Source organism: Microbacterium excoecariae, assembly GCF_011326725.1.
GTDB lineage: Bacteria > Actinomycetota > Actinomycetes > Actinomycetales > Microbacteriaceae > Microbacterium > Microbacterium excoecariae.
Genome location: NZ_JAANCO010000001.1, coordinates 14,622 through 39,169, shown reverse-complemented (window position 1 = coordinate 39,169; position 24,548 = coordinate 14,622). Strand labels below are relative to the sequence as shown.

The window sequence follows — 24,548 nt, the reverse complement described above, 5'->3', positions numbered from 1 at the left end:
GCGGAAGGGGCGGACGCATGGGCATCGTCGCGTGGGCCGAGCGGCATCAGGTCGCGCTGTATCTGGGCGCGCTCGCGGCTGGCGCGGCCGGCGGGCTCCTTGCCCCGGCGGCGGGCGGCGCGCTCACGCCCGCCATCGAGCCCGTGCTCGGCACGCTCCTGTTCGCGACCTTCCTCCAGATCCCGCTCGCGCGGCTCGGCCGGGCGTGGCGGGACGGACGCTTCCTCGCGGCGCTCGGCGTCGCGAACTTCGTCGTCGTTCCCCTCCTCGCGGGGGCCCTGTCGCGCCTCGTCGCCGACGACCGCGGCCTCCTCCTCGGGGTCCTCCTCGTCCTCCTCACGCCGTGCGTCGACTACGTCGTCGTCTTCACGGGCGCCGCGGGCGGGGATCGCGCGCGGCTGATCGCCGCCACGCCGCTGCTCATGCTCGCCCAGATGGCGCTGCTGCCCGCCTACCTTGCGCTGTTCGCGGGCGGCGAGGTGGTCGTGGATCCGGCGCCCTTCGCCCGCGCCTTCCTCCTGCTCATCGCGCTCCCGCTCGCGCTCGCGGCCGCCGTCCAGGCGCTGGCCCGCCGCCTCCCCGCCGTCCGCCGCGTGCCGCGCGCCGGCGAGGCCGCCATGGTGCCGCTCATGATGGTCACGCTCGCCGTCGTCGTCGCCTCGCAGATCGGGGAGGTCGGCCAGGCCGCCGCCGCCCTCGCGCGCCTCGTCCCGATCTACGCGGTGTTCGCGCTCGCGGCGGCCGCGCTCGGCGCGCTCGTCGCGCGCGCGTTCCGGCTGGATCCGCCCGCCTCCCGCGCCGTCGCCTTCTCCAGCGCGACCCGGAACTCGCTCGTCGTCCTTCCCCTCGCGCTCGCGACGTCCTCCGCCCTCGCGCCGCTCGCCGTGGTCACGCAGACGCTGGTCGAGCTCGTGGCCCTCGTCGCGCTGGTGCGCGTCCTCCCGTGGGCGATTCCCGGCCGCCGGGTGGCACAATCGGAATCATGACCCGGTCCCGCAGCGCGCACGTGATGCGTGGCGCCGCGGCCTCCGCGGTCGCGACCTTCACGGCGCTCCTGTCGCACGTGACCGCCGGCGGCTTCCTGCCGACCCCCGTCGGGATCGCCGTCCCGCTGCTCCTCTCGCTCCCCGTGTGCGTTCTGCTCGCGGGGCGGAACCTGTCGCTCGCGCGGCTCGCGGTCTCCGTCGTCGCCAGCCAGCTGCTCTTCCACGCGCTGTTCGTGCTGGGAGCGGACGGCGGATCCGTGGCCAGCGGTCACCACCATCACGCGGCCCCCGCGCTCGCCGCCGCCTCGCCGGAGGTCGCGGCCGCTCTCGCGGGCAACGCCGGCATGTGGCTGGGGCACGCCGCGGCCGCCCTCGCGACGATCGTGCTGCTGCACCGCGGCGAGCGCGAGATCCAGCGCGCGTTCGCCGTCCTCGCCGACGCCCTGGCAGCCCTCGCCCGGCGCCTGGCGGATCCCGCGCCCCTCGTCCCCGCCGAGCGCCCCCACGCGCCGCGGATCGACGGCGCACCGGACGCGCGCCCCGGCGTGCTCCTGGCCACCAGCCTGCTGCGCCGCGGCCCGCCCGCGCTCCCCGTTCGCTGACATCGCCGCCCGGCCCGCATGCGCGCGCCGCGGGCGGCACCCTCGCGCGCCCCGACCCGGGGCGCGCGGCGAACGCGCGGGGCGCGAGACGCCCCGCTGGAGGAGAGGCAGACCACCCCTATGCGATGGCACACCCCATCGTTCGTGGGCGTGGCCGCGGCCGCCCTCGCCGTCCTCGTGACGGCGGCGCCCGCGCACGCGCACGATCAACTCATCGACAGCACCCCCGCCGCGGGCGACGCCCTCGCGGCGGCCCCCACCGAGGTCGAGCTCGCCTACTCGGGCGACCTGCTCACCCTCGGCGACGGCACGAGCGGCGCCGACATCCTCGTCGTCGACGAATCCGGCCACGACTGGGCCGACGGCGCCGTCCAGATCGACGGCAACACCGCGACCGTCCCCCTCGAGGAGGGGATGCCCGAGGCCGGCTACCAGATCCGCTGGCAGGTCGTGTCCGAGGACGGGCACCCCATCACGGGCGTCGTCCCGTTCACCGTGGGCGACGCGGCTCCGTACGAGGCGCCCGCGGCGGACGACGAGGAATCCGCGGACGCGGCGACGGCACCGGACGCCGCGGAGGCGGAGGAGTCCTCCGCGCCGCGCGTCGTCGTGGTCGCGCTCGCCGGGGCGCTCGTCGCCGCCGGCGCGTTCGCCGTCATCACTTTCCTGCGCCGCCGCGCGGCGCGCGCCGCGTCGGACGACGCGCGCGAGAACACGAACTGAGAAGGACATTCCCATGCACACGACCACGACAGCACACCGCTTCGGCCGCACGGCCTTCGGCCTCGTTCTCCTGACGGGCGCGGCCGCGCTCGCGGGCTGCGCCGCCGGCGGATCCGCCGATCAGGCCGCCGACGAGACGGCCGCCGAGGCCGTCACGATCGAGGACGCCTGGGTCAAGGCCGCGGACTCCGGCATGTCCGCGGCCTTTGGTGTTCTCACGAACGATTCCTCCGCCGACGTCACGGTCGTCTCGGCCGAGACCGAGGCCAGCACGATGATCGAGCTGCACGAGACCGTCGAGTCCGAGACGGGCGAGACAATCATGCGCGAGATCGACGGCGGGTTCGTCGTCCCCGCGGACGCCACGTACGCGCTCGAGCCCGGCGGCAGCCACCTCATGCTCATGGAGCTGACGGATCCGCTCGAGGCGGGCGAGGAGGTCGAGTTCACGCTCACCTTCGGCGACGGATCCACGGCGACGTTCGAGGCCCCGGTCAAGGACTACTCGGGCGCGAACGAGAACTACGGCGGCGCGTCGGACATGGACATGGGCGAGTCCGACATGGACATGGACCACTGATGGCGGCGCCCGATTCGGGCGCGCGGGGCCGGCCGGGAGGGCCGAGCCGGCGGCAGTTCCTCCTCGGGGGAGCGGTCGCCGGCCTCGGCGCGACCCTGGCGGTCGGCCTCGATGCCGCGCTGCGCCCCGGAGACGACCCCGCGCCCGGGCCCGCGGAGGCGCTCCACGGTGAGGACACGATCCCGTTTCACGGCGCCCACCAGGCGGGCATCGCGGCGGGCGACCAGGCCCACGGCGTGTTCGTGGCGCTCGACCTCGCGGGCGGCGCGGGGCGCGACGACCTCCGCCGCCTCATGCGGATCCTGACCGACGACGCCGCCCGGCTCACGCGCGGCGAGGCCGCCCTGGCGGACTCGGAGCCGGAGCTCGCCGCGAGCCCCGCGCGCCTCACCGTCACGTTCGCGTTCGGCCCCGGCTTCGTGGCCGCCGCGGAGGGAACGGCCCCGGCATGGCTCGCGCCGCTCCCGGCCTTTTCGGTGGACCGCCTGCGCCCCGAGTTCACGGGCGGCGACCTCCTGATCCACGTCGCGAGCGACGACCCGATCACCCTCGCGCATGCCACGCGCATGCTCCTGAAGGACGCCCGGTCGTTCGCGTCGGTGCGCTGGACGCAGCGGGGCTTCCGCCGGGCCCACAGATCCGTCCCCGACGGCACCACGCAGCGGAACCTCTTCGGCCAGGTCGACGGCACCGTCAACCCCCGGCCCGGCACGGAGGACTTCGACGCGGTGGTGTGGAGCGCTGATGGCTGGATGGCCGGCGGCACCGGCATGGTGGTGCGTCGCATCGCGATGAACCTGGACACGTGGGACGAGCTCGACCGGCCCGGCCGCGAGTCCGCCGTGGGCCGCCGCCTCGACACGGGCGCCCCGCTCACGGGCACCGACGAGTTCGACGAGCCGGACTTTGCGGCCACGAGCGCGATCGGCTTCCCCGTCATTCCGACGTTCTCGCACATGGCGCGCGCACGCGGGGACGGATCCGAGCGGATCTTCCGCAAGGCGTACAACTACGACGAGCGGCCCTCGGGCACGGACGTGTCGAACGCGGGGCTGGTCTTCGTCTCATACCAGGCCGACGTGGCGGCGCAGTTCGTCCCGATCCAGCGGCGCCTGGACGAGGTGGACCTGCTCAACGAGTGGACGACGCCCATCGGATCCGCCGTCTTCGCCGTGCCGCCGGGGTGCGCCGAGGGTGGATACATCGGCGAGACGCTGCTGGGGGACGGGGCGTGAGTCCCGGAAGAGCGCATTCGCGCGCACCGTGGATCCTGCCGTTGCTCGGCCGGCTGCACTTTTACGCGGGGATCCTCGTGGGGCCTTTCATCCTCATCGCCGCCGTGAGCGGCGGGCTCTACGCGATCTCCCCGCAGATCGAGCGCGTGGTCTACGCGGATGTCCTGCGCGTGCCGGAAGCAGACAATACCCTGAGCCTCGCGGACCAGATCTCGGTGGCGCTCGGCGAAGTGGGCGACGACGCGGTGCTGTCAGCGGTCCGCCCCGCTCCGAGCAATGGCGACACGACGCGCGTGATGTTCCAGGAACCGGGCCTGGGGGCGAGCGAGTCTCGCGCGATCTTCGTCGATCCCGGCACAGGGGCCGTCACGGGAGATCTGACGGTCTACGGCACGAGCGGGGCGCTCCCGGTGCGGACGTGGATCGACTACCTGCACCGCAACCTCCACCTCGGCGAGGCCGGCCGCTGGTACAGCGAACTCGCGGCGAGCTGGCTCGGGATTGTGGCACTGGCCGGGGCGGCCCTCTGGATCGCCCGGATCCGCACGGCGCGCCAGCCGAAGGACATGCTGCGGCCGAACCCGCGGCACCGGGGGTATCGACGCCTGTTCGGCTGGCACGCGTCGCTCGGCGTCTGGGTTGTCCTGGGCGCCGTGTTCCTCTCGGCGACGGGCATCACCTGGTCGCAGGCAGCGGGGCAGAACGTGTCTGCGCTGCGCGCGGCACTGTCCTGGGAGACCCCCGCGGTTGTCACGGCGCTCGGCGATGTGGAGGAGCCCGAGTCCGCGGATCCGCATGCGGGGCACGGGGCGGCCGCGGCGCCGGCGCCCGATTCCGCGACCGCGAACCCCGCCACCTTTGACGGCGTGTGGGCGATCGCGAAGCGCGAGAACGTGAGCACCGGGCTCGTGGAGATCCGTCCGCCCGCCGCGGAGGGCGAGGCGTGGGTAGTGCAAGAGATTCAGCGGTCCTATCCGACCGAGGTCGACACCGTCGCCATCGACGGTCGGACCATGACCGTCGCCGACACGGTGGATTTCGCCGACTACCCGCTGATGGCCAAACTCGCGCGCTGGGGCGTCGATCTTCACATGGGGACGATGTTCGGACTCGCGAATCAGATCGCCCTGCTGGCGCTCGCGAGCACCCTCGCAGCGATGGTCGTCCTGGGGTATGCCATGTGGTGGCGCAGGCGGCCCACCCGCGGCTTCGCGGCGCCGCCGCCGCGGGGCGCCGTGCGCGACGCGCCGTGGTGGGGCGTCGCGGCGGTGGCCGCCGTCGCCGTGGGTGTCGGGGTATTCCTTCCCCTCGTCGGGTGGACGTTGCTCGCGTTCGTCGCCGTCGACGTCGCTCGGGGCCTTCTCTCGCGGCGCCCCGCGCCTTAGCCGCAGACGCGGGCGACGAGGCCGACGAACCGGTCGACGTCGCCCGCCTCGGTGTCCCAGCTGGTCAGCCACCGCACCTCGCGCGTGGCCGCGTTCCAGTCGTAGAACGCGGCCTGCTGCCGCAGCGCGTCGGCGGCGCCCTCGGGCAGCGTCGCGAAGACGCCGTTGACCTCGGTCGGCTGGGTGAACGCCACGCCGGAGACGGATCCGTCCGCGATCCGCTCCTCGATGCCGCGGCGCAGGCGCTGGGCCATGGCGTTGGCCTGTGCGCCCGCGCGGATCCAGAGGTCGTCGGTGAGGAGGGCGAGTAACTGGGCGGAGACGAAGCGCATCTTGCTCGCGAGCTGCATGGTGTTCTTGCGGAGGAACTCGATCCCCGTGACGGCCGCCGGGTTCAGCACGACGACGGCCTCGGCTCCCATCGCGCCGATCTTCGTGCCGCCGAAGCTCAGCACGTCGACGCCCGCGTCGCGGGTGAATGCGTGGAGCGGGGCGCCGAGCGCGGCCGCCGCGTTCGCGATGCGCGCGCCGTCCATGTGCACCGCGAGGCCGAGGGCATGGGCCGCCTCGGCGACGGCCGCCACCTCGTCCGGCGTGTAGAGCGTGCCGAGCTCGGTCGACTGCGTCAGGGAGACCGCCTGCGGCACGATCGTGTGCACGCCGCGGGAGCCCGCGTGCGCGCGCACGGCCTCGGGCGTCAGCTTCGCGTCGGGCGTCGCGACCGGGAGGATCTTGAACCCGCCCACCTTCTCCGGGGCCCCGCCCTCGTCCGTATTGATGTGCGCGATTGCGGGCGCGATGACCCCGCCCCACCGGGTGAGGAGGCTCTGCAGGCCCACGACGTTCGCGCCGGTGCCGTTGAAGACGGGGAAGACCTCGGTCTCGGGCCCGAGCAGGTCGCGGAAGCGCGCGCGGAGCGCGGCCGTGTAGGGGTCCTCCCCGTAGGCCGGGGCGTGGCCGCCGTTCGCCGCGGCGACCGCCGCGATCACCTCGGGATGCGCGCCCGCGTAGTTGTCGGAGGCGAAGCCACGGATCCCGGCGTCGTGCAGTCGTTCCACCGGACCAGGCTACGCCGCGCGGGCGAGGGGCGCGGATTCCGTAGGCTGGGCGCATGACGGATCCGCGCTCACAGTCCACGTATCAGGTGCGCCTCGGATGGGGCGAGCGGGGGCTCGACGCGCTCGCGCCGGCCGGGGTCGTGATCGTCGTCGACGCGCTCGGCTCGGCGGATCCGCTCGCTGCGCGGGCGATCGCCCTGGAGCACGGGCCGACGGTCCTCATCGGCACGCTCCGCAACGCGACGGCGACCGCGCAGGCTGCCTACGACGAGCAGCTCGCGCGCGGCGGCCGGACCGCGATCGCGCTCGTGCTCGCGGGCGACGACGGCGCGTTCGCGGTCGAGGACTACCTCGCGGCCGGCGCGATCGGCGACGCGCTGACCGCGCGGGGCATCGACCACTCGGCCCCTGACGTCGCCGTTGCGACCGAGGGCTTCCGCGCGCTGGGCCGCGCCGTGAAGCACCTCGTGTCCGCGAGCGCGTCGGGGCTCGCGCTCGCCGCGGAGGGGCGCCGCGACGAGGTCCGCGCCGCCGCGGAGGTCGACGCCGACGCCGAGCCCACGCTCGTCGTCGGCCCCGAGGCATAGGGCGGCGCCCCGGTCAGGGCGCCGCCCTATGCCATGCGTCAGCGGCGCGCGGCCTCCGTGCGCACGGTCGTGGACAGGGGCGAGGGGCCCCGCCCGTCGGCCGGCAGCTCGGGGAGGTCCCGCGGCATCTCGTCCTCGTACTCGTCGAGCCCGCCGCCGTGACCGTCCTCGAGCATGGACCGCTCGTCGAACGGCACCTTGCCCGAGAGCACGTCGAGCGCGCGCTCGCGGTCGAACTCGCGGGTCCACGTGCCGATGATGATGGAGGCGACCGCGTTGCCCGTGAAGTTCGTCAGAGCGCGCGCCTCCGACATGAAGCGGTCGATGCCCGTGATCATGCCGACGCCGTCGACCATGTCGGGGCGGTAGGTCTGCAGCCCGCCCGCGAGGGTCGCGAGTCCGGCCCCGGAGACGCCCGCGGCGCCCTTCGAGGCGATGATCATGAACGCGAGCAGGCCGATCTGCTCGGGGACCGACAGTGGCGTGCCCATGGCGCTCGCGATGAACAGCGAGGCCATCGTGAGGTAGATCGCGGTGCCGTCGAGGTTGAACGAGTAGCCCGTCGGGATCGTGATGCCCGCGACGGGCTTCGAGACGCCGACGTGCTCCATCTTCGCGATCAGGCGCGGCAGCGCCGACTCGCTCGAGGAGGTTGAGACGATGAGCAGGTACTCGCGCCCGAGGTACTTCATGAGGCGGAAGATGTTGATGCGCGCGACGAACCACAGCACCGCCGCGAGGACGACGCCGATGAAGAGCACGCAGGTCGCGTAGAAGGCCACCATGAGGACGGCGAGCGCGCCCACGGCCTCCCAGCCCGTCTGGCCGACGACGCCCGCGATCGCGCCGAACGCGCCGATGGGCGCGACCCACAGCACCATCGTCAGGACGCGGAACACGACCGCCTGGACGTTCCGGATCGCCTCGAGGATCGGTTCGCCCCGCGCGCCCATCTGCTGAATCGCGAATCCGACGAGCAGAGCGACGAACAGGACCTGCAGCACCGACTCGCCCGTGAGCGGGGAGAACAGCGTGGTGGGGATGATGCCGAGGAGGAAGTGCTCGGTGCTCGAGTCCTCGCCCGTGGCCTCGTAGGAGGAGCCGGCGATGTCGAGGCCCGCGCCCGGGTGGATGAAGTTGCCGACGACGAGGCCGAGGAACAGCGCGAAGGTCGACATCACGAGGAAGTACGCCAGCGCGAGGCCGCCGACCTTGCCGACGGTTGCGGCCTTCGCGATCGACCCGATCCCCAGGACGATCGTGCAGAAGATGACCGGGGCGATCATCATCTTGATGAGCGCGACGAAGCCGGATCCGATCCACGCGAGCGAGGCGCCGAAGTCGGGCGCCAAGAGGCCGACGGCGACGCCCGAGACGACGGCGACGATGACGGCGATATAGAGCCAGTGCTCCTTGCCGACGCCCTTCTTGCGGGCGGTGGGTGACGGCGTCTTTGCCATGGGTGTTCCTCTCGACGGGCACAGTCGTTGTGCGCGATGTTCTGCTCTCAATCTGGGGCGGACCCCGGGTCCCGCCGGACTTGTGTGCATATTGGTCGCGGGTCGGGGCGGCACAATGGAGCGCATGTCCCGCCCCTCCCGGCGCCGTGCGATGAGCGTGGCGCGTGCCTATCTCGTCGTGCACACGGCGGTGATTCTCGTGGCGGGCCTCGTCGTCTTCGGCCTGCTCGCGGTAGACGCGCGGCTCACGGCCCGCCACGAGGGGGAGGAGACGAGCCGCGTGCTGGCCGAGGCCCTCGCCAGCGACCCGTTCGTCGCGGACGCGGTGAGCGAGGCCTACGCGGCGCTCGCCGCGGGCGCGGAGGAGGAGGCGGTCGTGGCGAGCGCATCCGACGCCCTCCAGCCCTACGCGTCGGACATCATGAGCGAGACGGGCGTCGACTACGTCACGATCATGCACCCGGACCGGACCCGCTACACGCACCCGGATCCGGAGCGCGTCGGCGGTGAATTCGTCGGCACGGTCGGGGCCGCGCTCGCCGGGGACACCCTCACGGAGGTGTATGACGGGACGCTCGGCCCGTCCGTGCGCGCCACCGCGGCGATCGAGGTCGACGGAGAGGTCGTGGGCCTCGTCTCCGTCGGGGTGCTGCTGCGCGACATCTCCGCCGCGGAGCTGTCGCGGCTCGCGGCCGTGGGCGGGATCGCGGCGGCGTTCGTCGTGCTGGGATCCCTTGCCACGCTCGTGATGTTTCGCCGGATCGACCGGGCCACGGACAGCCGGGGTCCGGTCGAGCTCCGGCTCGCCTTCGACGCGCAGCGCGAGCTCTCGGACGTGCGGACGATCGCGGACGCGCTGCGCGCCCAGGTGCACGAGTTCGACAATCGGCTCCACACGATCGCGTCGCTCATCGAGCTGGGGCGCGCCGACGAGGCGCTCGACCTGGCGACGGGGCGTGCGGGGGACGGCCAGCGGCTCACGGATCGCGTGGTCGGGGCGCCGGATCAGCCCGTGATCGCCGCGCTGATGCTGGGAAAGGCCGCCCAGGCGCACGAGCTGGGGGTCGAGCTCCACGTCGAGACGCACCTGGAGCCGGGCACCCAGGGACTCGACGCGGGCGACGTCGTCACGATCCTCGGGAACCTCCTCGACAACGCGATCGAGGCCGCCGTGGCGCGCCGGGTGCGATCGGGGGAGGCGGACGCGTGGGTCGAGGCCTACCTCGCGAGCGACGAGTCGGGATCCCTCACCTTCCAGGTCTCCGACAGCGGGGACGGCGTGCCCGTCGCCGACCGCGCGCGGATCTTCCGGCGCGGGGTGACGACGAAGGCGGACGGCGAGAGGCGGCACGGCTACGGCCTCGCCCTCGTGGCCCGCACGGTCGCGCGTCTCGGCGGCCAGATCGAGGTGGGCGAGGCGGCGACGGGCGGCGCGGAGGTCACCGTGACGCTGCCGCGGCCGGGGGAGGCATCGTGAGCGACATTCGCGTGCTCGTCGTCGAGGACGACCCGCGCACCGCAGAGGCGCACGGCGCCTACGTCGGGCGGCTTCACGGCTTCGTGCTCGCCGGCGTTGCGGGCACGGCCGCCGAGGCGCGCCGGCGCCTGCGGGAGGCGGCCCGCGCGGGGGAGCGGATCCACCTGGTCCTGATGGACTTCTCCCTCCCGGACGGCGACGGCCTCAGTCTGTGCGGCGAGCTGCGCGCGTCCGGGCTCGTCGTCGACGTCATCGCCGTGACGGCCGAGCGCGGGCTCGACGCCGTGCGCCGGGCGGTCGCGGTGGGCGTCGTGCAGTACCTCATCAAGCCGTTCGGATTCCCCGCGTTCGCGGACAAGCTCGAGGCCTACGCCGCGTACGTCGAGCGCATGAGCCGGCCCGTGTCCGCGCTCAGCCAGGCCGAGGTCGATACGGCGTTCTCGGCCCTGCGCACCTCGAACGCGGCGGGGCTGCCGAAGGGACTCGCGCCGCAGACCCTCGCGGCCGTGGAGGCGCTCCTCGCGGCGGCGCCCGCGGCCCTGTCCGCGACGGAGGTCGCCGCCGAGATCGGGCTTTCGCGGGTCACGGCAAGGCGCTACCTGGAGTTTCTCGCGGAGGGCGGGGTCGCCCGGCGCGGGCAGCGCCACGGCGGCAAGGGGCGGCCCGAGACGGAGTACGCGCGCGAGTGAGGCCCGGGGCGCGGCCAGGCGCTGGAGTCAGTCCCGCGGCGCCTGCGCGGCGAGACGCTCGGCCCTGGTGATCTCGCGGTGGCGCCACGCGAACGCGAACCGCGGGTCGAACCCCCGCGCGCAGCGCACGCACGAGGAGGGGCGCGACGGGCGGCGGTGGCGGAAGACGACGTGCCCGCGCGGGCATGTGCCGATCCACGGGGCGAGCTCGGTCGCCGTCTCGCCCGTGTGCGTCGTGCCGCCGACGTAGCCGATCTCGCGCGCGATCTTCTTCCACTCGCGCCCGTGCCCGGCGGCGGGGCCGGCGAGCGCGTGAGCGACCTCGTGGAGGAGCGTTTGGTGATTCTCGTCGTCGGAGAACCGCGCGGCGAGGTAGCGCGAGACCGAGATGCGGCGGGTCGTGAAGTTGCAGAGCCCGGCGCGCCGCTTGGCGTTGTCGAAGCCGAACGACCAGCTCTCGTCGAGGTGCAGGCGGATCAGGGCGTTCGCCCACACCGTCACTCGCTTCAGATCCGACACGGATCCAGGCTAATCCGGGCCACCGACATCGGCGCGGATCAGCTCGCGAACAGGCCCCGGCTCTGGCTGCGGCGGCGTTCCGCCGTCTCGACGAAGGTCAGGGTCGTCTCGAGCTCGTCGTCGTCCGCCCCGAGCTCCTGGCGCAGGAACAGCTCGCGCTTGAAGTCCGCGCGCGCGCCGTCGTAGTCGCCGGCGTCGAGGCGCACCTTGCCGCGGTGCGTGTGCGCGAGCGCGCCGATCCGCGCCCAGCGCTGCCCCTCGGCCTCCTCGATGCAGGCGGTCAGCTCCGCCTCGGCGCGCGTGAACGCGCCGCGCATCTGGTTGACCGTCGCGTGCAGGATCCGCGCGTGGAGGAGGTCCTTGCGCGTGCCCGACATGCGCGCGAGGCGCACGGCGTGCTCGGCGACCTGCAGCGCCTCGTCCAGCTCCCCGAGGACCTTGAGGAGCCACACCTGCTCGAGCTGCGCGGGGAAGCTGCGCTGGCGGCGCACCTCGATGAGCCGCTCGTAGACGGCGGACCGGTCGACGATCTCCTGGAGGGTGTCCGCGTCGTATCCCTGGATGAAGCCCACGCCGAATCCCTTCCTTCTGGCCGCTCGTGCGGACTCCTATCCTGCCCGGTCACATCCTGGTAACGAACCCGGCGCGCGGGGTGTCACTCAAACAGGCGCTCGGACGGCTTCGGGGAGGCCGTCGCGTCCGCGTCCGTCGCCGGCGCCGCGTCGCCCGCGAACGCGCGTACCTCGGCCCCCTCGGCCACCTTCGCGGGGTGGGGGCCCGCGGCCATGAGCCGCGGCAGCCACTCGGTCGGGAGCTCGCGCGCCGACGCCGCGAGCACGAGGTTGCCGAAGCGCCGCCCCTTGAGCACCTGCACCTCGGCGAGGATCGCGACGTGCGGGAGGACGTCCCGGACCGTCGCGACCTGGCGCCGGGCGAACGCGAGACCTGCCCCGTCGGCGACATTGACGAGCAGGACCCCGCCCGGCGCGAGGAGCGCGGCCGCCTCGCGATAGAACTCGACCGTCGTCAGGTGCGCCGGGGTCTGCGCGCCCGAGTAGACGTCGCTCACCACGAGGTCGACGGATCCGCGCATCGCGGGAGGCATGCGTCCGAGGCCCGCGCGCGCGTCGCCGACGCGGATCCGCACCTGCGCGTCGCGCGGCAGCGGCAGCTCGGCGCGCACGAGATCCACGAGCGATTGTTCGAGCTCGACGACCTGCTGCCGGGAGCCGGGTCGCGTGTGCGCCACGTAGCGGGGGAGCGTGAGCCCGCCCGCGCCGAGGTGCACCGCCGAGATCGGCCCCGCGGGCAGCTGATCGATCACGGCCCCCATGCGCGCGACGTATTCGAACGCGAGGTAGGTCGGATCGGCCAGGTCCACGTGCGACTGGGGCGTGCCGTCGACGATCACCTCGTACCCGGATCCGAACTCGCTCGGCCGCACCTCGGCGATCGCGCCGGAGTCCAGCCGCGCGCGGGGGAAGTCGGTGTCCTTGCGGCGCTGTCGTCCCATGCGACCATTCTCTCGCCCCTACGCTGGCGATCATGCGCGCGCACTCGACGACCCTGGCGGGTCTCACGGCCGCGCTCGCGGGCTTCGCGAGCACCTCCGCGGTCGTCCTGGCCGGGCTGACCGCCGTGGGCGCGACGCCCGCGCAGGCCGCGTCCGGCCTCGTGGCGGTGTGCATCGGCCAGGCGCTCGCGATGCTGTGGCTCGCGCCGCGCACGCGGATCCCCGTCCTCGTGGCGTGGTCGACGCCGGGCGCCGCCCTGCTCGCGTCGGGGGCGGAGCCCGTCGGCGGTTTCGCCGTCGCCGTCGGCGCCTTTCTCCTCGTGGCCGCGCTCATCGTGCTCACGGGCGTCTGGCCGCTCCTCGCGCGCGCCGTCGCCGCGATTCCCGCCACGATCGCGCAGGCGATGCTCGCGGGCGTGCTGGTCGGGCTCTGCCTGGAGCCCGTGCGCGGCGTGCTCGAGGACCCCTGGCGCGTCGTGCCGATCGTCGCGGTGTGGCTCGTCCTCTCGCGCGTCGCGCCCACGTGGGCGGCGCCCGCCGCGTTCGCCGTGGCCGTCGCGATCCTCGGCGTCCAGGCGGCACTGTCCGGCGGCGTGTCGGGTCCCGTCCTGCCCGCGCTCGAGCTGGTCCCGCCCCGGCTGAGCGCGGAGGCCGTCGTCGGCATCGCCCTCCCGGTGTACGTCGTGACGATGGCCTCGCAGAACGTTCCCGGATCCGCCATCCTCGCGTCCTACGGCTACCGCGTGCCGTGGCGCGAGGCGATGACGGTGACGGGCATCGGCACCGCGCTCGTCGCGCCCCTCGGCGGCGTCGCCCTGAACCTCGGCGCGATCACGGCGGCGATCACGGCGTCGCCCGACGCGCACCCGGATCCCGCGGAGCGCTGGAAGGGCGTGCGCACGACGGGCTTCGCCTACCTCGTGCTCGCCCTGGGCGCGACGGCGCTGACGTCCCTCGCGCACGTGGCGCCCGCCGTGCTCGGCGCCGTCGCCGGCCTCGCGCTCATCCCCACCCTCGCGTCGTCCCTCGCGGGCGCGATGGGATCCGGGGCGCCGGGGCATCGCACGGCCGCGGGCGTGACGTTCGTCGTCGGCGCGAGCGGCGTCACGATCGCGGGGATCGGGGCCGCGTTCTGGGCGCTCGCCGCGGGGCTCGTGGTGTACGCGGCGCTCGCGTGGCGCCGCGACACCTAGCGACTACCTCGAGGCGAGCTCGCCCGAGACCGTGATCCGCTCGTCGCCCGCGTCGATGCGGAGGCTCGTCACGGCGATCGCGTCGGTGCCGAGTGGGACCCGTCGCCCCGCGACGCCGCGCATCTGCGGGCGGAGCGGGAGCAGCGCGAGCTTCGACAGGAGGCTCCGGCTCGCCGCCGTGGCGCGGTGGATCGTCACGGATCCGTCGTCGTGCGCCTCGAAATCCACGCCGAACCGCGCCGAGAACGGCACGAAGAACAGTCGTACGGCGATCCCGGCGGTCGCGGTGACGCGGCCCGGCGCGGTCTCGTGCGCGGCGAAGCGCAGCTTCGTGAGCGACATCCGCCAGCCGCCGGCCCGCGAGACGGCCGGGCCGATGATCGACGCGGCGAGGTCCGCGACGTCCTCCTGCCGCATCGAGACGCGGACGTCTCCCCGGGCGGATCCGCCCGCGCGTTCCCGGATCGTGCCGACGAGCCCGTCGTCCGTGTGCAGGACGACCCAGTCGACCGGGGCGTCGCGGAGGGTCGCGGAGGCGCGCACCTCGATGTCGTTGACGGTCGCGGGATCCGCTCGCAGCGCGAGCTCGCGGATCGTTCCGGGGGTGCTCTGCACGGTCTCGTCGTCGGTGGCGCGAGGCCACGCGTCCTCGGCCGCCGCCGCGGCGCCGTCGACGGCGATCGTCGCTCCAGTCAGGTCGAGGGCGAGGGCCTCGACGTCGGCGCGCCCCGTGAACGGCGACGAGTGCACGGTGACGCCCGGCGCGTGACGGGTGTCGATCGTCACGCCCGCGTCCGCGGCACGCGCGATCCACCGCGTGATTCCGGTCTTGAGGGTCGTGCCGGACGCGGGCCAGGCCTTCGCGCTCGACAGGGGCCAGGGATGGCGCTTCATGGCCCCAGGGTAGGCGACGCGGCGGGGGCGGCGCGCGGGGAGCCCGCGCGGTTATACCTGAGAGGAAAATCCGAGTCAACTACCGGGGTGGACAGCGCGTGTCTTACTGGGGTAGCGTGGGGATTTGCGCTCGCCTTCGTCTTCCGTGCCTTCATATGGTGGTCGGCTGGATATGCGCGCGATCCCCGCAGATAGCGGCGCGGGTCGCGCGAGTGGACGTTCGAGTGCGCCTCACACCCTGTCGGCAAGGAATCTAGGGCCCTTCTCGGGTCCACGGAGGTCATCCCCTTGGCTGCTTCGCGCAACGCATCCAACCCCACCACCAAGAACGGACGCGACGCACAGCGTCTGTCGTTCGCAAAAGTCACCGACGCCCTGACGGTCCCGGACCTTCTGGCGCTGCAGACCGAATCCTTCGACTGGCTCGTCGGAAACGACGCGTGGAAGTCGCGCGTCGCGGAGCGTACGGCCTCCGGTCAGCACGCCTCCGACCAGAGCGGCCTGGAGGAGATCTTCGAGGAGATCTCGCCGATCGAGGACCTCGCGGAGACGATGCAGCTGTCGTTCGCGAACCCCTACCTCGAGCCCGAGAAGTACTCGATCGAAGAGTGCAAGGACCGCGGCAAGACGTACGCGGCCCCGCTCTACGTCGAGGCCGAGTTCATGAACCACCAGACCGGTGAGATCAAGACGCAGACGGTCTTCATGGGCGACTTCCCGCTGCAGACGCGCGAGGGCACGTTCATCATCAACGGCACCGAGCGCGTCGTCGTCTCGCAGCTCGTGCGTTCGCCCGGCGTGTACTTCGACAAGACGCCCGACAAGACGTCCGACAAGGACATCGTCTCGGCGCGCGTGATCCCGAGCCGCGGTGCGTGGCTCGAGTTCGAGATCGACAAGCGCGACCAGGTCGGCGTCCGCATCGACCGCAAGCGCAAGCAGCCCGTCACGGTCTTCCTCAAGGCGCTCGGCCTCACGAGCGAGCAGATCCTCGAGGAGTTCGCCGGCATCGCGTCGATCGAGGACACGCTCGCGAAGGACACGATCCTCACGCAGGAGGACGCGCTCCGCGACATCTACCGCAAGCTGCGCCCGGGCGAGCAGGTGGCCGCCGAGGCCGCGCGCTCGCTGCTCGACAACTTCTACTTCAACCCGAAGCGCTACGACCTCGCGAAGGTCGGCCGCTACAAGCTGAACCAGAAGCTCGGCATCGACCAGCCGCTGTCGGCCTCGGTCCTCACGGTCGAGGACATCGTCGCGGCCATCAAGTACATGGTCCGCCTGCACCGCGGCGACACGTCCTTCGAGGGCGTCGCCAAGGGCGGCGAGATCGTCGAGAAGCGCATCGTCGTCGACGACATCGACAACTTCGGCAACCGCCGTATCCGCGCGGTCGGCGAGCTCATCCAGAACCAGGTCCGCACGGGCCTGTCGCGCATGGAGCGTGTCGTGCGCGAGCGCATGACGACGCAGGACATCGAGGCGATCACGCCGCAGACCCTGATCAACGTCCGCCCCGTCGTGGCCGCGATCAAGGAGTTCTTCGGAACGAGCCAGCTGTCGCAGTTCATGGACCAGAACAACCCGCTCGCGGGTATCACCCACAAGCGGACGCTGTCGGCGCTCGGCCCGGGTGGTCTGTCGCGTGAGCGCGCGGGCGTCGAGGTCCGCGACGTCCACCCGTCGCACTACGGCCGCATGTGCCCCATCGAGACGCCGGAAGGCCCGAACATCGGCCTCATCGGCCGCCTCGCGACCTACGGCCGCATCAACTCGTTCGGCTTCATCGAGACCCCGTACCGCCGCGTCGTCGACGGCAAGGTCACGATGCAGATCGACTACCTCTCGGCCGCCGAGGAGCAGTCCTTCAACGTCGCGCCGGCCAACACCGTGCTCAACGACGACGGATCCTTCGCTCAGGACCGCGTCCTCGCCCGCCAGCACGGCGACGAGGTCGACCTCATTCCCTCGGAGGAGGTCGGCTACATGGACGTCTCGCCGCGCCAGATGGTGTCGGTGGGGACGGCCCTGATCCCGTTCCTCGAGCACGACGACGCGAACCGCGCCCTCATGGGCGCGAACATGCAGCGTCAGGCGGTGCCGCTGCTCGAGTCGGAGGCCCCGCTCGTCGGCACCGGCATGGAGAAGTTCGCCGCCATCGACTCGGGCGACTCGATCATCACGGACGTCGCGGGCGTCGTGACCGACGTCACGGCCGACTACGTCTCGCTGCAGCTCGATGAGGGCGGCACGCGCGACTACTTCCTCCGGAAGTTCGACCGTTCGAACCAGGGCAACACCTACAACCAGAAGGCCGTCGTGCGCGCGGGCGACCGCGTCGAGGTCGGCGAGGTTATCGCCGACGGTCCCTCGACGGACAACGGCGAGCTGGCGCTCGGCAAGAACCTCCTCATCGGCTTCATGTCGTGGGAGGGCTACAACTTCGAGGACGCGATCATCCTCAGCCAGCGTCTCGTGAAGGACGACACACTCACCTCGATCCACATCGAGGAGTACGAGGTCGACGCGCGCGACACGAAGCTCGGCAAGGAGGAGATCACCCGCGATCTCCCGAACGTGAGTCCGGAGCTGCTGAAGGACCTCGACGAGCGCGGCATTATCCGCATCGGTGCCGAGGTGCGCCCCGGCGACATCCTCGTCGGCAAGGTCACGCCGAAGGGTGAGACCGAGCTCAGCGCCGAGGAGCGCCTGCTCCGCGCGATCTTCAACGAGAAGAGCCGCGAGGTCCGCGACACGTCGCTGAAGGTGCCCCACGGTGAGCAGGGAACCGTCATCGCGGTCAAGGAGTTCGACGCCGAGGAGGGCGACGACGAGCTCGGCTCGGGCGTCAACCGCCGCGTCGTGGTCTACATCGCGCAGAAGCGCAAGATCACGGAGGGCGACAAGCTCGCCGGCCGTCACGGCAACAAGGGCGTCATCGCGCGCATCATGCCCGAGGAGGACATGCCGTTCCTCCCCGACGGCACGCCGCTCGACGTGCTCCTCAACCCGATGGGTATCCCGGGCCGCATGAACTTCGGCCAGGTCCTCGAGGTGCACCTGGGCTGGATCGCGCAGCAGGGCTGGAAGATCGAGGGCACCCCGGAGTGGGCCGTGAACCTGCCCGAGGAGTTCCGCGAGGTGGCCCCCGGCACCCCCGTCGCGACGCCCGTGTTCGACGGCGCGCACGAGGCGGAGGTGCGCGGCCTGCTCGAGTCCACGACGCCGACGCGCGATGGCGACCGCCTCGTCGATGGCACGGGCAAGGCCCGGCTGTTCGACGGCCGCACGGGCGAGCCGTACCCGTACCCGATCTCGGTCGGTTACATGTACATCCTCAAGCTCCACCACCTCGTCGATGACAAGATCCACGCGCGCTCGACGGGCCCGTACTCGATGATCACCCAGCAGCCGCTCGGTGGTAAGGCGCAGTTCGGTGGTCAGCGCTTCGGTGAGATGGAGGTGTGGGCCCTCGAGGCCTACGGCGCCGCGTACGCCCTCCAGGAGCTGCTCACGGTCAAGTCGGACGACATCCTGGGCCGCGTGAAGGTCTACGAGTCGATCGTCAAGGGCGAGAACATCCCGGAGCCCGGCATCCCCGAGTCCTTCAAGGTGCTCATGAAGGAGATGCAGTCGCTCTGCCTGAACGTCGAGGTGCTCGGCGCTGACGGCCAGGTCGTCAGCCTCCGCGACACCGACGACGAGGCCTTCCGCGCAGCGGAGGAGCTCGGCATCAACATCTCCAGTCGCTTCGAGTCCGCCTCGATCGACGAGATCTGATCCGCCCGGCCGATTTAGAGATTTCCCACACAGGAGAGTCAATTGCTCGACGCAACAACTTTCGATGAGCTTCGCATCGGTCTGGCCACCGCCGACGACATCCGTCGCTGGTCCCACGGCGAGGTCAAGAAGCCCGAGACGATCAACTACCGCACGCTGAAGCCCGAGAAGGACGGGCTCTTCGGCGAGCAGATCTTCGGACCCAGCCGCGACTGGGAGTGTGCCTGCGGCAAGTACAAGCGCGTCCGCTTCAAGGGCATCATCTGCGAGCGCTGCGGTGTCGAGGTCACGAAGAGCTCGGTCCGTCGCGAGCGCATGGGCCACATCGAGCTCGCCGCGCCCGTCACGCACATCTGGTACTTCAAGGGCGTCCCCTCGCGCCTCGGGTACCTGCTCGACATGGCGCCGAAGGACCTCGAGAAGGTCATCTACTTCGCCGCGTACATGGTGATCTCGGTCGACGAGGAGGCACGTCACCGTGACATGCCCACGCACGAGAACAACCTGCGCCTCGAGATCAAGAACGTCTCGGACCGCCGCGACGCCCGCGTCGCCGCGCGCCTCCAGAAGCTGGAGGAGGAGCTCGCCGCGCTCGAGGCCGAGGGCGCCAAGGCCGACCAGAAGCGCAAGGTGAAGGACGCCGCCGAGAAGGAGATGGCGACGATCCGCAAGCGCGCGGACGAGCAGGTCGCCAAGCTCGACCGCATGTGGGAGGAGTTCCGCTCCCTCGAGGTCGGGCAGCTCAAGCCGGAGGACGACGTCTTCCAGGAGCTCCAGGACCGCTTCGGTCAGTACTTCGACGCCCGCATGGGCGCCGAGGCGCTGCAGGTGCGCCTGGCGAACTTCGACCTGGCCGCCGAGGCCGAGGCGCTGCGCCTGCAGATCGCCGAGGGCAAGGGCCAGCGCAAGATCCGCGCGATCAAGCGCCTCAAGGTCGTCAACTCGTTCCTCTCGACCGGCATGTCGCCGGCCGCGATGGTCCTGGAGGTCGTGCCCGTGATCCCGCCGGAGCTGCGCCCCATGGTGCAGCTCGACGGTGGCCGCTTCGCGACCAGCGACCTGAACGACCTGTACCGCCGCGTGATCAACCGCAACAACCGCCTGCGCCGTCTGATCGATCTCGGTGCGCCCGAGATCATCGTGAACAACGAAAAGCGCATGCTGCAGGAGGCCGTCGACGCGCTGTTCGACAACGGCCGCCGCGGTCGCCCGGTCACGGGTACGGGTAACCGCGCGTTGAAGTCCCTCAGCGACATGCTGAAGGGTAAGCAGGGCCGGTTCCGCCAGAACCTGCTCGGTAAGCGCGTCGACTACTCGGGCCGTTCGGTCATCGTCGTCGGCCCGCAGCTCAAGCTGCACCAGTGCGGTCTGCCCAAGCAGATGGCGCTCGAGCTGTTCAAGCCGTTCGTCATCAAGCGCCTGATCGACCTCGGTCACTCGCAGAACATCAAGGCCGCCAAGCGCGCCGTCGAGCGCACGCGCCCCGAGGTCTGGGACGTGCTGGACGAGGTCATCCGCGAGCGCCCGGTTCTCCTGAACCGCGCGCCCACGCTGCACCGTCTCGGCATCCAGGCGTTCGAGCCGCAGCTCGTCGAGGGCAAGGCGATCCAGCTGCACCCGCTCGTGTGCGCGGCGTTCAACGCCGACTTCGACGGCGACCAGATGGCCGTCCACCTTCCGCTGTCGGTCGAGGCCCAGGCCGAGGCGCGCGTGCTCATGCTCGCCTCGAACAACATCCTCAAGCCGTCGGACGGCCGTCCCGTGACGCTCCCGTCGCAGGACATGATCATCGGTCTGCACCACCTGTCGACCGTGATCGAGGGCGCCGCCGGCGAGGGTCGCGTGTTCGGCTCGGTCGACGAGGCGCAGATGGCGTTCGAGGAGGGCACGCTGCACCTTCAGGCGAAGGCGCGGATCCGCCAGCCCGGCCTGACGTTCCTCGAGGGCGACGCCCCCGAGGGTTACGACACGCACGGCCTCGTGGACGCCTCGCTCGGTCAGATGATCTTCAACGGTCAGCTGCCCAAGGGCTACCCGTTCGTGCGCGAGCAGGCCGACAAGGGCAAGCTCTCGCAGATCGTGAACAAGCTCGCGGAGGAGTACCCGAAGGTCGTCACGGCGGAGACGCTCGACAAGATCAAGGACGCGGGTTACTACTGGGCCACGCGCTCGGGCGTCACGGTCGCGATGAGCGACGTCGTCACGCCGGAGAACAAGGGCGAGATCATCGCGGGCTACGAGAAGAAGGCCGCGAAGATCACCGCGCAGTACGAGAAGGGTCTCACCACCGACGACGAGCGTCGTCAGGAGCTCACGGCTCTGTGGACCGAGGCGACGGACGTCCTGCAGAAGGAGATGAAGGACGCCTTCCCGGCCGACAACACCATCTTCCGCATGGTCTCGTCGGGCGCCCGCGGTAACTGGCTGCAGATCCGGAACATCGCGGCCATCCGTGGTCTCGTGAACAACCCCAAGGGCGAGATCATCCCCCGCCCGATCCTGTCCTCGTTCCGCGAGGGCCTGACGGTCGCCGAGTACTTCATCGCCACCCACGGTGCGCGTAAGGGCCTCGCCGACACGGCCCTCCGTACGGCCGACTCGGGGTACCTGACGCGTCGTCTCGTCGACGTCTCGCAGGACGTCATCATCCGCGAGGAGGACTGCGGCACGGCCAAGGGCCTGTCGTACCCGATCGCGGAGGTCGGTCCCGACGGCGTGCTCGTCAAGGACTCCAACGTCGAGAACTCGGTCTTCGCGCGCAGCCTCGCGGTGGACGTGGTGGCCGAGGACGGCACGGTGCTCGCGCAGGCCGGCCAGGACGTCGGCGACCCGCTGATCGACAAGCTCGTCGCGGGCGGCATCACGGAGATCAAGGTCCGCTCGGTCCTGACGTGCGACTCGGCCGTGGGCGTCTGCGCCCGCTGCTACGGTCGCTCGCTCGCCACGGGCAACCTCGTCGACATCGGCGAGGCCGTCGGCATCATCGCGGCCCAGTCGATCGGTGAGCCCGGCACGCAGCTCACGATGCGTACGTTCCACACCGGTGGTTCGGCCTCGGCCGACGACATCACGCAGGGTCTTCCCCGCGTGCAGGAGCTCTTCGAGGCGCGTACCCCCAAGGGCGCGTCGCCGATCTCCGAGTCGGCCGGTCGCGTCACGATCGAGGAGACGGACAAGGGCAAGAAGGTCATCGTCACGCCGGACAGCGGCGACGAGCCCCACGTCTACCCGGTCCTGAAGCGCGCGACCCTCCTCGTCGAGGACGGCCAGCACGTCGAGGTGGGTCAGGCCCTCCAGGTCGGCACGCTCGACCCGAAGGAGATCATGCGCGTGCAGGGCGCCCGCGAGGTGCAGAAGTACCTCGTGGACGGCGTGCAGGGCGTGTACCGCTCGCAGGGTGTGCCGATCCACGACAAGCACATCGAGGTCATCGTGCGCCAGATGCTGCGGAAGGTCACGGTCGTCGACCACGGCGAGACGGACCTCCTCCCCGGCGAGATGGTGGACATGCGCCACTACCAGGACGTCAACCGCCAGGCGGTCGGCGAGGGCAAGCGCCCCGCGTCGGGACGCCCGGAGCTGATGGGTATCACGAAGGCGTCGCTCGCGACGGAGTCGTGGCTGTCGGCCGCGTCGTTCCAGGAGACGACCCGCGTCCTCACGGAGGCGGCGCTCCAGGGCAAGAGCGACCCGCTGATCGGTCTCAAGGAGAACGTCATCATCGGAAAGCTGATCCCGGCCGGTACGGGCCTCGCCAAGTACCGCGACGTGGTCGTGGAGGCGACGGAGGAGGCGAAGAGCGAGCGGTACCCCAACCGCATCTTCGCGTCGGACGGGGCCTTCGCCGATGGCGACTACAGCTACGTCGACTTCGACGCGTTCTCGACGGACGACTTCACGCCGGGCACCTACAACTAAGCCCGCGTGAGCTGTCGAACGGCCCCGGATCCCTCGCGGATCCGGGGCCGTTCCTGGTCGGTGGGCGCGCACCGTATCCTGGGCGCATGGCCATCGGGGGACGCAGCAACGTGGCGACGGTGATCGTGACCGTCGTCGTGATCGGGATCGTCGGCGCGCTCCTGTGGGCCGCGTGGCCGCTGCTGCCCATGGTGGGCGACTGGCTGAGCGGAATCTTCTTCGGATTCTTTGACTGGCTGCGCGAGACGACGGCGTAACGCGCGGCGCGACGCGCCCGCGGCGAGGCGCCGGGGTGAGCGGGATCGCGCGGGTTATCCTGCCGCAGGAGGGGAGAGGCCCCGCCCGTGAGGAGTGCGTGCGATGAGTGACGCCCAGGGTTCGAGGAACGACCACGACGGCGAGCCCATCGAGGACCAGAGCGCCTCGACGGAGCCCGCGGAGAACGCGCCGGCCGAGAGCCGGGCCGCAGACGACACGACCACGGCGGAGCCCGCCGACGCGGATCCCGCGGCGCGCGAGACCACCCCCGCCGAGCCGGAGCCGACGACCGGGCAGACCCGCGCCGACCTCGCGGCCCAGCGCCGCGCCGAGTCCCAGGAGCGCGCCGACGAGACGCCGGAGGAGGAGCCCGACTACGAGGCCCTCGCCGCCGAGCTCGACCGTCTCGAGGCCGAGACCGCCGCCGCCGCGCCGGTCGCGCCGTCGCGCCCCGAGCCGGAGCCCGAGACGCGCCGCGTCGACGAGGAGGGGGAGTCTCCCGCGGCGCAGAGCCCGTGGTTCGAGCCCGCTGAGACGCGCACCTTCCGTACGGACGACCCCGCCGACGAGCCGGCCACCGTGGCGCCCAGCAAGCCGACCCACGCGGCGCCCGCCCCGATCTTCGTGCAGGCGCCGGAGGCGCCCCGCAAGCGCGGCAACCGCGGCGCCTCGGGGCTCATCGGCCTGCTCGCGGCCCTCGCTTTCGCCGTCTTGTTCGCCGCCGCGACCTTCGGGTGGCAGGCGGTCATGAGCGTCGCGAACGGCGAGGGGATCCCGGATCCCGTCGACTTCGTCACGGTCGACCTGCTTGCCCCGACGTTCTGGGTCACGGTCATCGCGTTCTGGCTGGCCTTCTGGCTCCTCGGCGCGATCGTGAACCGCGCGCGCTGGTGGTCCTGGGTCATCTTCGGCCTGCTCGTCGCCGTGCTGACGTACGTCGGCTTCCTCGCGGGCGTCTTTGTCGACGCGCCGTTCTGGGCGATCACGGCGCGCGAGGGCGTCGACCTCCTTGTCGCCAACGTCCTGCACCCCGTCGCCCTGCTCGCGCTGATCCTCGCCCGCGAGGTGACGATCTGGTTCGGCGCCTGGGTGTCGAAGCGCGGCGGCAAGATCTCGGAGCTCAACCGCGAGGAGCGCGAGGAGTACGACCGCCTGATCGCGGACGGGCCGCAGGCGCGTTCCTAAGGCGTCCCGACGTCTCCGGCGGGACAATGGATCCATGACCTCGCGCGACCGGCTCTCCGACGGCGTGCTCACGGCGTTTGCGACCGCGGGCTACCTCGCCCTCCTCGTGGCGGGGTTGGGCGTGTCGAGTCTCGCCCTGGACGAGGACGTGATTCGCACGCGCGGCGTGGGCGTCGTCCCCGCCTACGTCGCGGCGGGGGCGGCCATCGCGGTCTTCGCGCTCCTCGTGCGCCAGACGGTCGCGCGCGAGCGCCCCTCCTATGTCGCGGCCGCCGGAGTGGCGCTCGCGGCGGGGGCGACGCACGCGCTCGTGCTCGGTGCCGGCGCGCTCGTGGGAGCCGGTGACCTCGGCGTCGCGCTCGGCGCCGTGAGCGAGGTCCTCATCGGCTGGGTGGAACCCGTCGTGGCGCTCACCGCCGCCGTCGCCGCCGGGGCCGCCATCGCGGTGCGCCGCACGGGCGCCGAACGCCCGCGCTGGCCCTGGGAAGACGCGCCGCGCTGAGGCG

The 24,548-nt window shown here is 71.9% G+C and carries 21 protein-coding genes; 15 read left to right on the top strand and 6 right to left on the bottom strand.

Annotation, left to right across the window (positions count from 1 at the left end; all coding sequences use genetic code 11):
* The first annotated feature begins 17 nt into the window (after positions 1-17).
* The 6 genes from G8E01_RS00180 (at position 18) to G8E01_RS00155 (ending at position 5,511) form a co-directional block, all read left to right on the top strand.
* Positions 18-986, top strand: a complete 969-nt coding sequence (locus G8E01_RS00180) for an arsenic resistance protein (protein WP_166314193.1) — start codon at positions 18-20, stop codon at positions 984-986.
* The gene (locus G8E01_RS00175; RefSeq protein ID WP_166314191.1) at positions 983-1,588 is read left to right on the top strand and encodes a hypothetical protein; all 606 of its coding nucleotides are present in this window, start codon (positions 983-985) and stop codon (positions 1,586-1,588) included. Before G8E01_RS00180 ends, G8E01_RS00175 begins: the two co-directional genes overlap by 4 nt.
* A gap of 120 nt (positions 1,589-1,708) precedes the next feature.
* Positions 1,709-2,311, top strand: coding sequence for a copper resistance CopC family protein (locus G8E01_RS00170; protein ID WP_166314189.1), 603 nt, complete (start codon positions 1,709-1,711; stop codon positions 2,309-2,311).
* A gap of 13 nt (positions 2,312-2,324) precedes the next feature.
* Complete coding sequence (locus G8E01_RS00165; RefSeq protein ID WP_166314187.1) at positions 2,325-2,891, top strand: copper chaperone PCu(A)C; 567 nt, start codon at positions 2,325-2,327, stop codon at positions 2,889-2,891.
* Positions 2,891-4,126: a Dyp-type peroxidase gene (locus G8E01_RS00160; protein WP_166314185.1), complete on the top strand. Its 1,236-nt coding sequence runs from the start codon at positions 2,891-2,893 to the stop codon at positions 4,124-4,126. The genes G8E01_RS00165 and G8E01_RS00160 overlap by 1 nt, the downstream gene beginning before the upstream one ends.
* Positions 4,075-5,511, top strand: coding sequence for a PepSY-associated TM helix domain-containing protein (locus G8E01_RS00155; RefSeq protein ID WP_420826117.1), 1,437 nt, complete (start codon positions 4,075-4,077; stop codon positions 5,509-5,511). Before G8E01_RS00160 ends, G8E01_RS00155 begins: the two co-directional genes overlap by 52 nt.
* Here G8E01_RS00155 and G8E01_RS00150 read toward each other — a convergent pair.
* Positions 5,508-6,569: a beta-eliminating lyase-related protein gene (locus G8E01_RS00150; RefSeq protein WP_166314181.1), complete on the bottom strand. Its 1,062-nt coding sequence runs from the start codon at positions 6,567-6,569 to the stop codon at positions 5,508-5,510. The genes G8E01_RS00155 and G8E01_RS00150 overlap by 4 nt on opposite strands.
* A gap of 53 nt (positions 6,570-6,622) precedes the next feature.
* Between G8E01_RS00150 and G8E01_RS00145 the strand changes: the two genes are divergently transcribed.
* Complete coding sequence (locus tag G8E01_RS00145; RefSeq protein WP_166314179.1) at positions 6,623-7,156, top strand: 2-phosphosulfolactate phosphatase; 534 nt, start codon at positions 6,623-6,625, stop codon at positions 7,154-7,156.
* A 38-nt stretch (positions 7,157-7,194) separates the two neighbouring features.
* Here G8E01_RS00145 and G8E01_RS00140 read toward each other — a convergent pair whose 3' ends face one another.
* Positions 7,195-8,616 carry a cation:dicarboxylate symporter family transporter gene (locus G8E01_RS00140; RefSeq protein ID WP_166314176.1) on the bottom strand — a complete coding sequence of 474 codons (1,422 nt, stop codon included), beginning with the start codon at positions 8,614-8,616 and terminating at the stop codon, positions 7,195-7,197.
* 124 nt (positions 8,617-8,740) lie between these two features.
* Between G8E01_RS00140 and G8E01_RS00135 the strand changes: the two genes are divergently transcribed.
* Together G8E01_RS00135 and G8E01_RS00130 are read left to right on the top strand one after the other, a co-directional pair.
* The gene (locus G8E01_RS00135; protein WP_166314173.1) at positions 8,741-10,093 is read left to right on the top strand and encodes an ATP-binding protein; all 1,353 of its coding nucleotides are present in this window, start codon (positions 8,741-8,743) and stop codon (positions 10,091-10,093) included.
* Positions 10,090-10,782: a response regulator gene (locus G8E01_RS00130; RefSeq protein ID WP_166314170.1), complete on the top strand. Its 693-nt coding sequence runs from the start codon at positions 10,090-10,092 to the stop codon at positions 10,780-10,782. Before G8E01_RS00135 ends, G8E01_RS00130 begins: the two co-directional genes overlap by 4 nt.
* 27 nt (positions 10,783-10,809) lie before the next feature.
* Here the strand turns inward: G8E01_RS00130 and G8E01_RS00125 are convergent, their stop codons facing one another.
* From G8E01_RS00125 to G8E01_RS00115, 3 genes are all read right to left on the bottom strand, one after another.
* On the bottom strand, positions 10,810-11,301 hold the full coding sequence (locus G8E01_RS00125; RefSeq protein WP_166314167.1) for a SprT-like domain-containing protein: 492 nt from the start codon (positions 11,299-11,301) through the stop codon (positions 10,810-10,812).
* 38 nt (positions 11,302-11,339) lie between these two features.
* Complete coding sequence (locus G8E01_RS00120) at positions 11,340-11,873, bottom strand: hypothetical protein (protein WP_166314164.1); 534 nt, start codon at positions 11,871-11,873, stop codon at positions 11,340-11,342.
* 83 nt (positions 11,874-11,956) lie between these two features.
* Complete coding sequence (locus G8E01_RS00115) at positions 11,957-12,814, bottom strand: spermidine synthase (RefSeq protein ID WP_166314161.1); 858 nt, start codon at positions 12,812-12,814, stop codon at positions 11,957-11,959.
* Positions 12,815-12,846: 32 nt separating this feature from the next.
* On the opposite strand from G8E01_RS00115, the gene G8E01_RS00110 reads away from it, so the two are divergent.
* Positions 12,847-14,007: a benzoate/H(+) symporter BenE family transporter gene (locus tag G8E01_RS00110; protein ID WP_166314158.1), complete on the top strand. Its 1,161-nt coding sequence runs from the start codon at positions 12,847-12,849 to the stop codon at positions 14,005-14,007.
* 3 nt (positions 14,008-14,010) lie between these two features.
* On the opposite strand, the gene G8E01_RS00105 is transcribed toward G8E01_RS00110, so the two are convergent.
* A complete protein-coding gene (locus G8E01_RS00105; protein ID WP_166314155.1) occupies positions 14,011-14,901 on the bottom strand; it encodes a hypothetical protein in 891 nt (296 codons plus the stop codon).
* Between the two features lie 288 nt (positions 14,902-15,189).
* On the opposite strand from G8E01_RS00105, the gene rpoB reads away from it, so the two are divergent.
* The 5 genes from rpoB (at position 15,190) to G8E01_RS00080 (ending at position 24,544) form a co-directional block, all read left to right on the top strand.
* The gene (rpoB, locus tag G8E01_RS00100) at positions 15,190-18,681 is read left to right on the top strand and encodes a DNA-directed RNA polymerase subunit beta (protein ID WP_205827182.1); all 3,492 of its coding nucleotides are present in this window, start codon (positions 15,190-15,192) and stop codon (positions 18,679-18,681) included.
* Between the two features lie 42 nt (positions 18,682-18,723).
* Positions 18,724-22,599, top strand: coding sequence for a DNA-directed RNA polymerase subunit beta' (locus tag G8E01_RS00095; protein WP_155048188.1), 3,876 nt, complete (start codon positions 18,724-18,726; stop codon positions 22,597-22,599).
* Positions 22,600-22,685: 86 nt separating this feature from the next.
* The gene (locus G8E01_RS00090) at positions 22,686-22,856 is read left to right on the top strand and encodes a hypothetical protein (RefSeq protein WP_166314152.1); all 171 of its coding nucleotides are present in this window, start codon (positions 22,686-22,688) and stop codon (positions 22,854-22,856) included.
* A gap of 103 nt (positions 22,857-22,959) precedes the next feature.
* Positions 22,960-24,042 (top strand): hypothetical protein, encoded by a 1,083-nt coding sequence (locus G8E01_RS00085; RefSeq protein ID WP_166314149.1) that lies wholly within the window; start codon positions 22,960-22,962, stop codon positions 24,040-24,042.
* A gap of 34 nt (positions 24,043-24,076) precedes the next feature.
* Positions 24,077-24,544, top strand: coding sequence for a hypothetical protein (locus G8E01_RS00080; protein WP_166314146.1), 468 nt, complete (start codon positions 24,077-24,079; stop codon positions 24,542-24,544).
* The last annotated feature ends 4 nt before the right edge of the window (positions 24,545-24,548 follow it).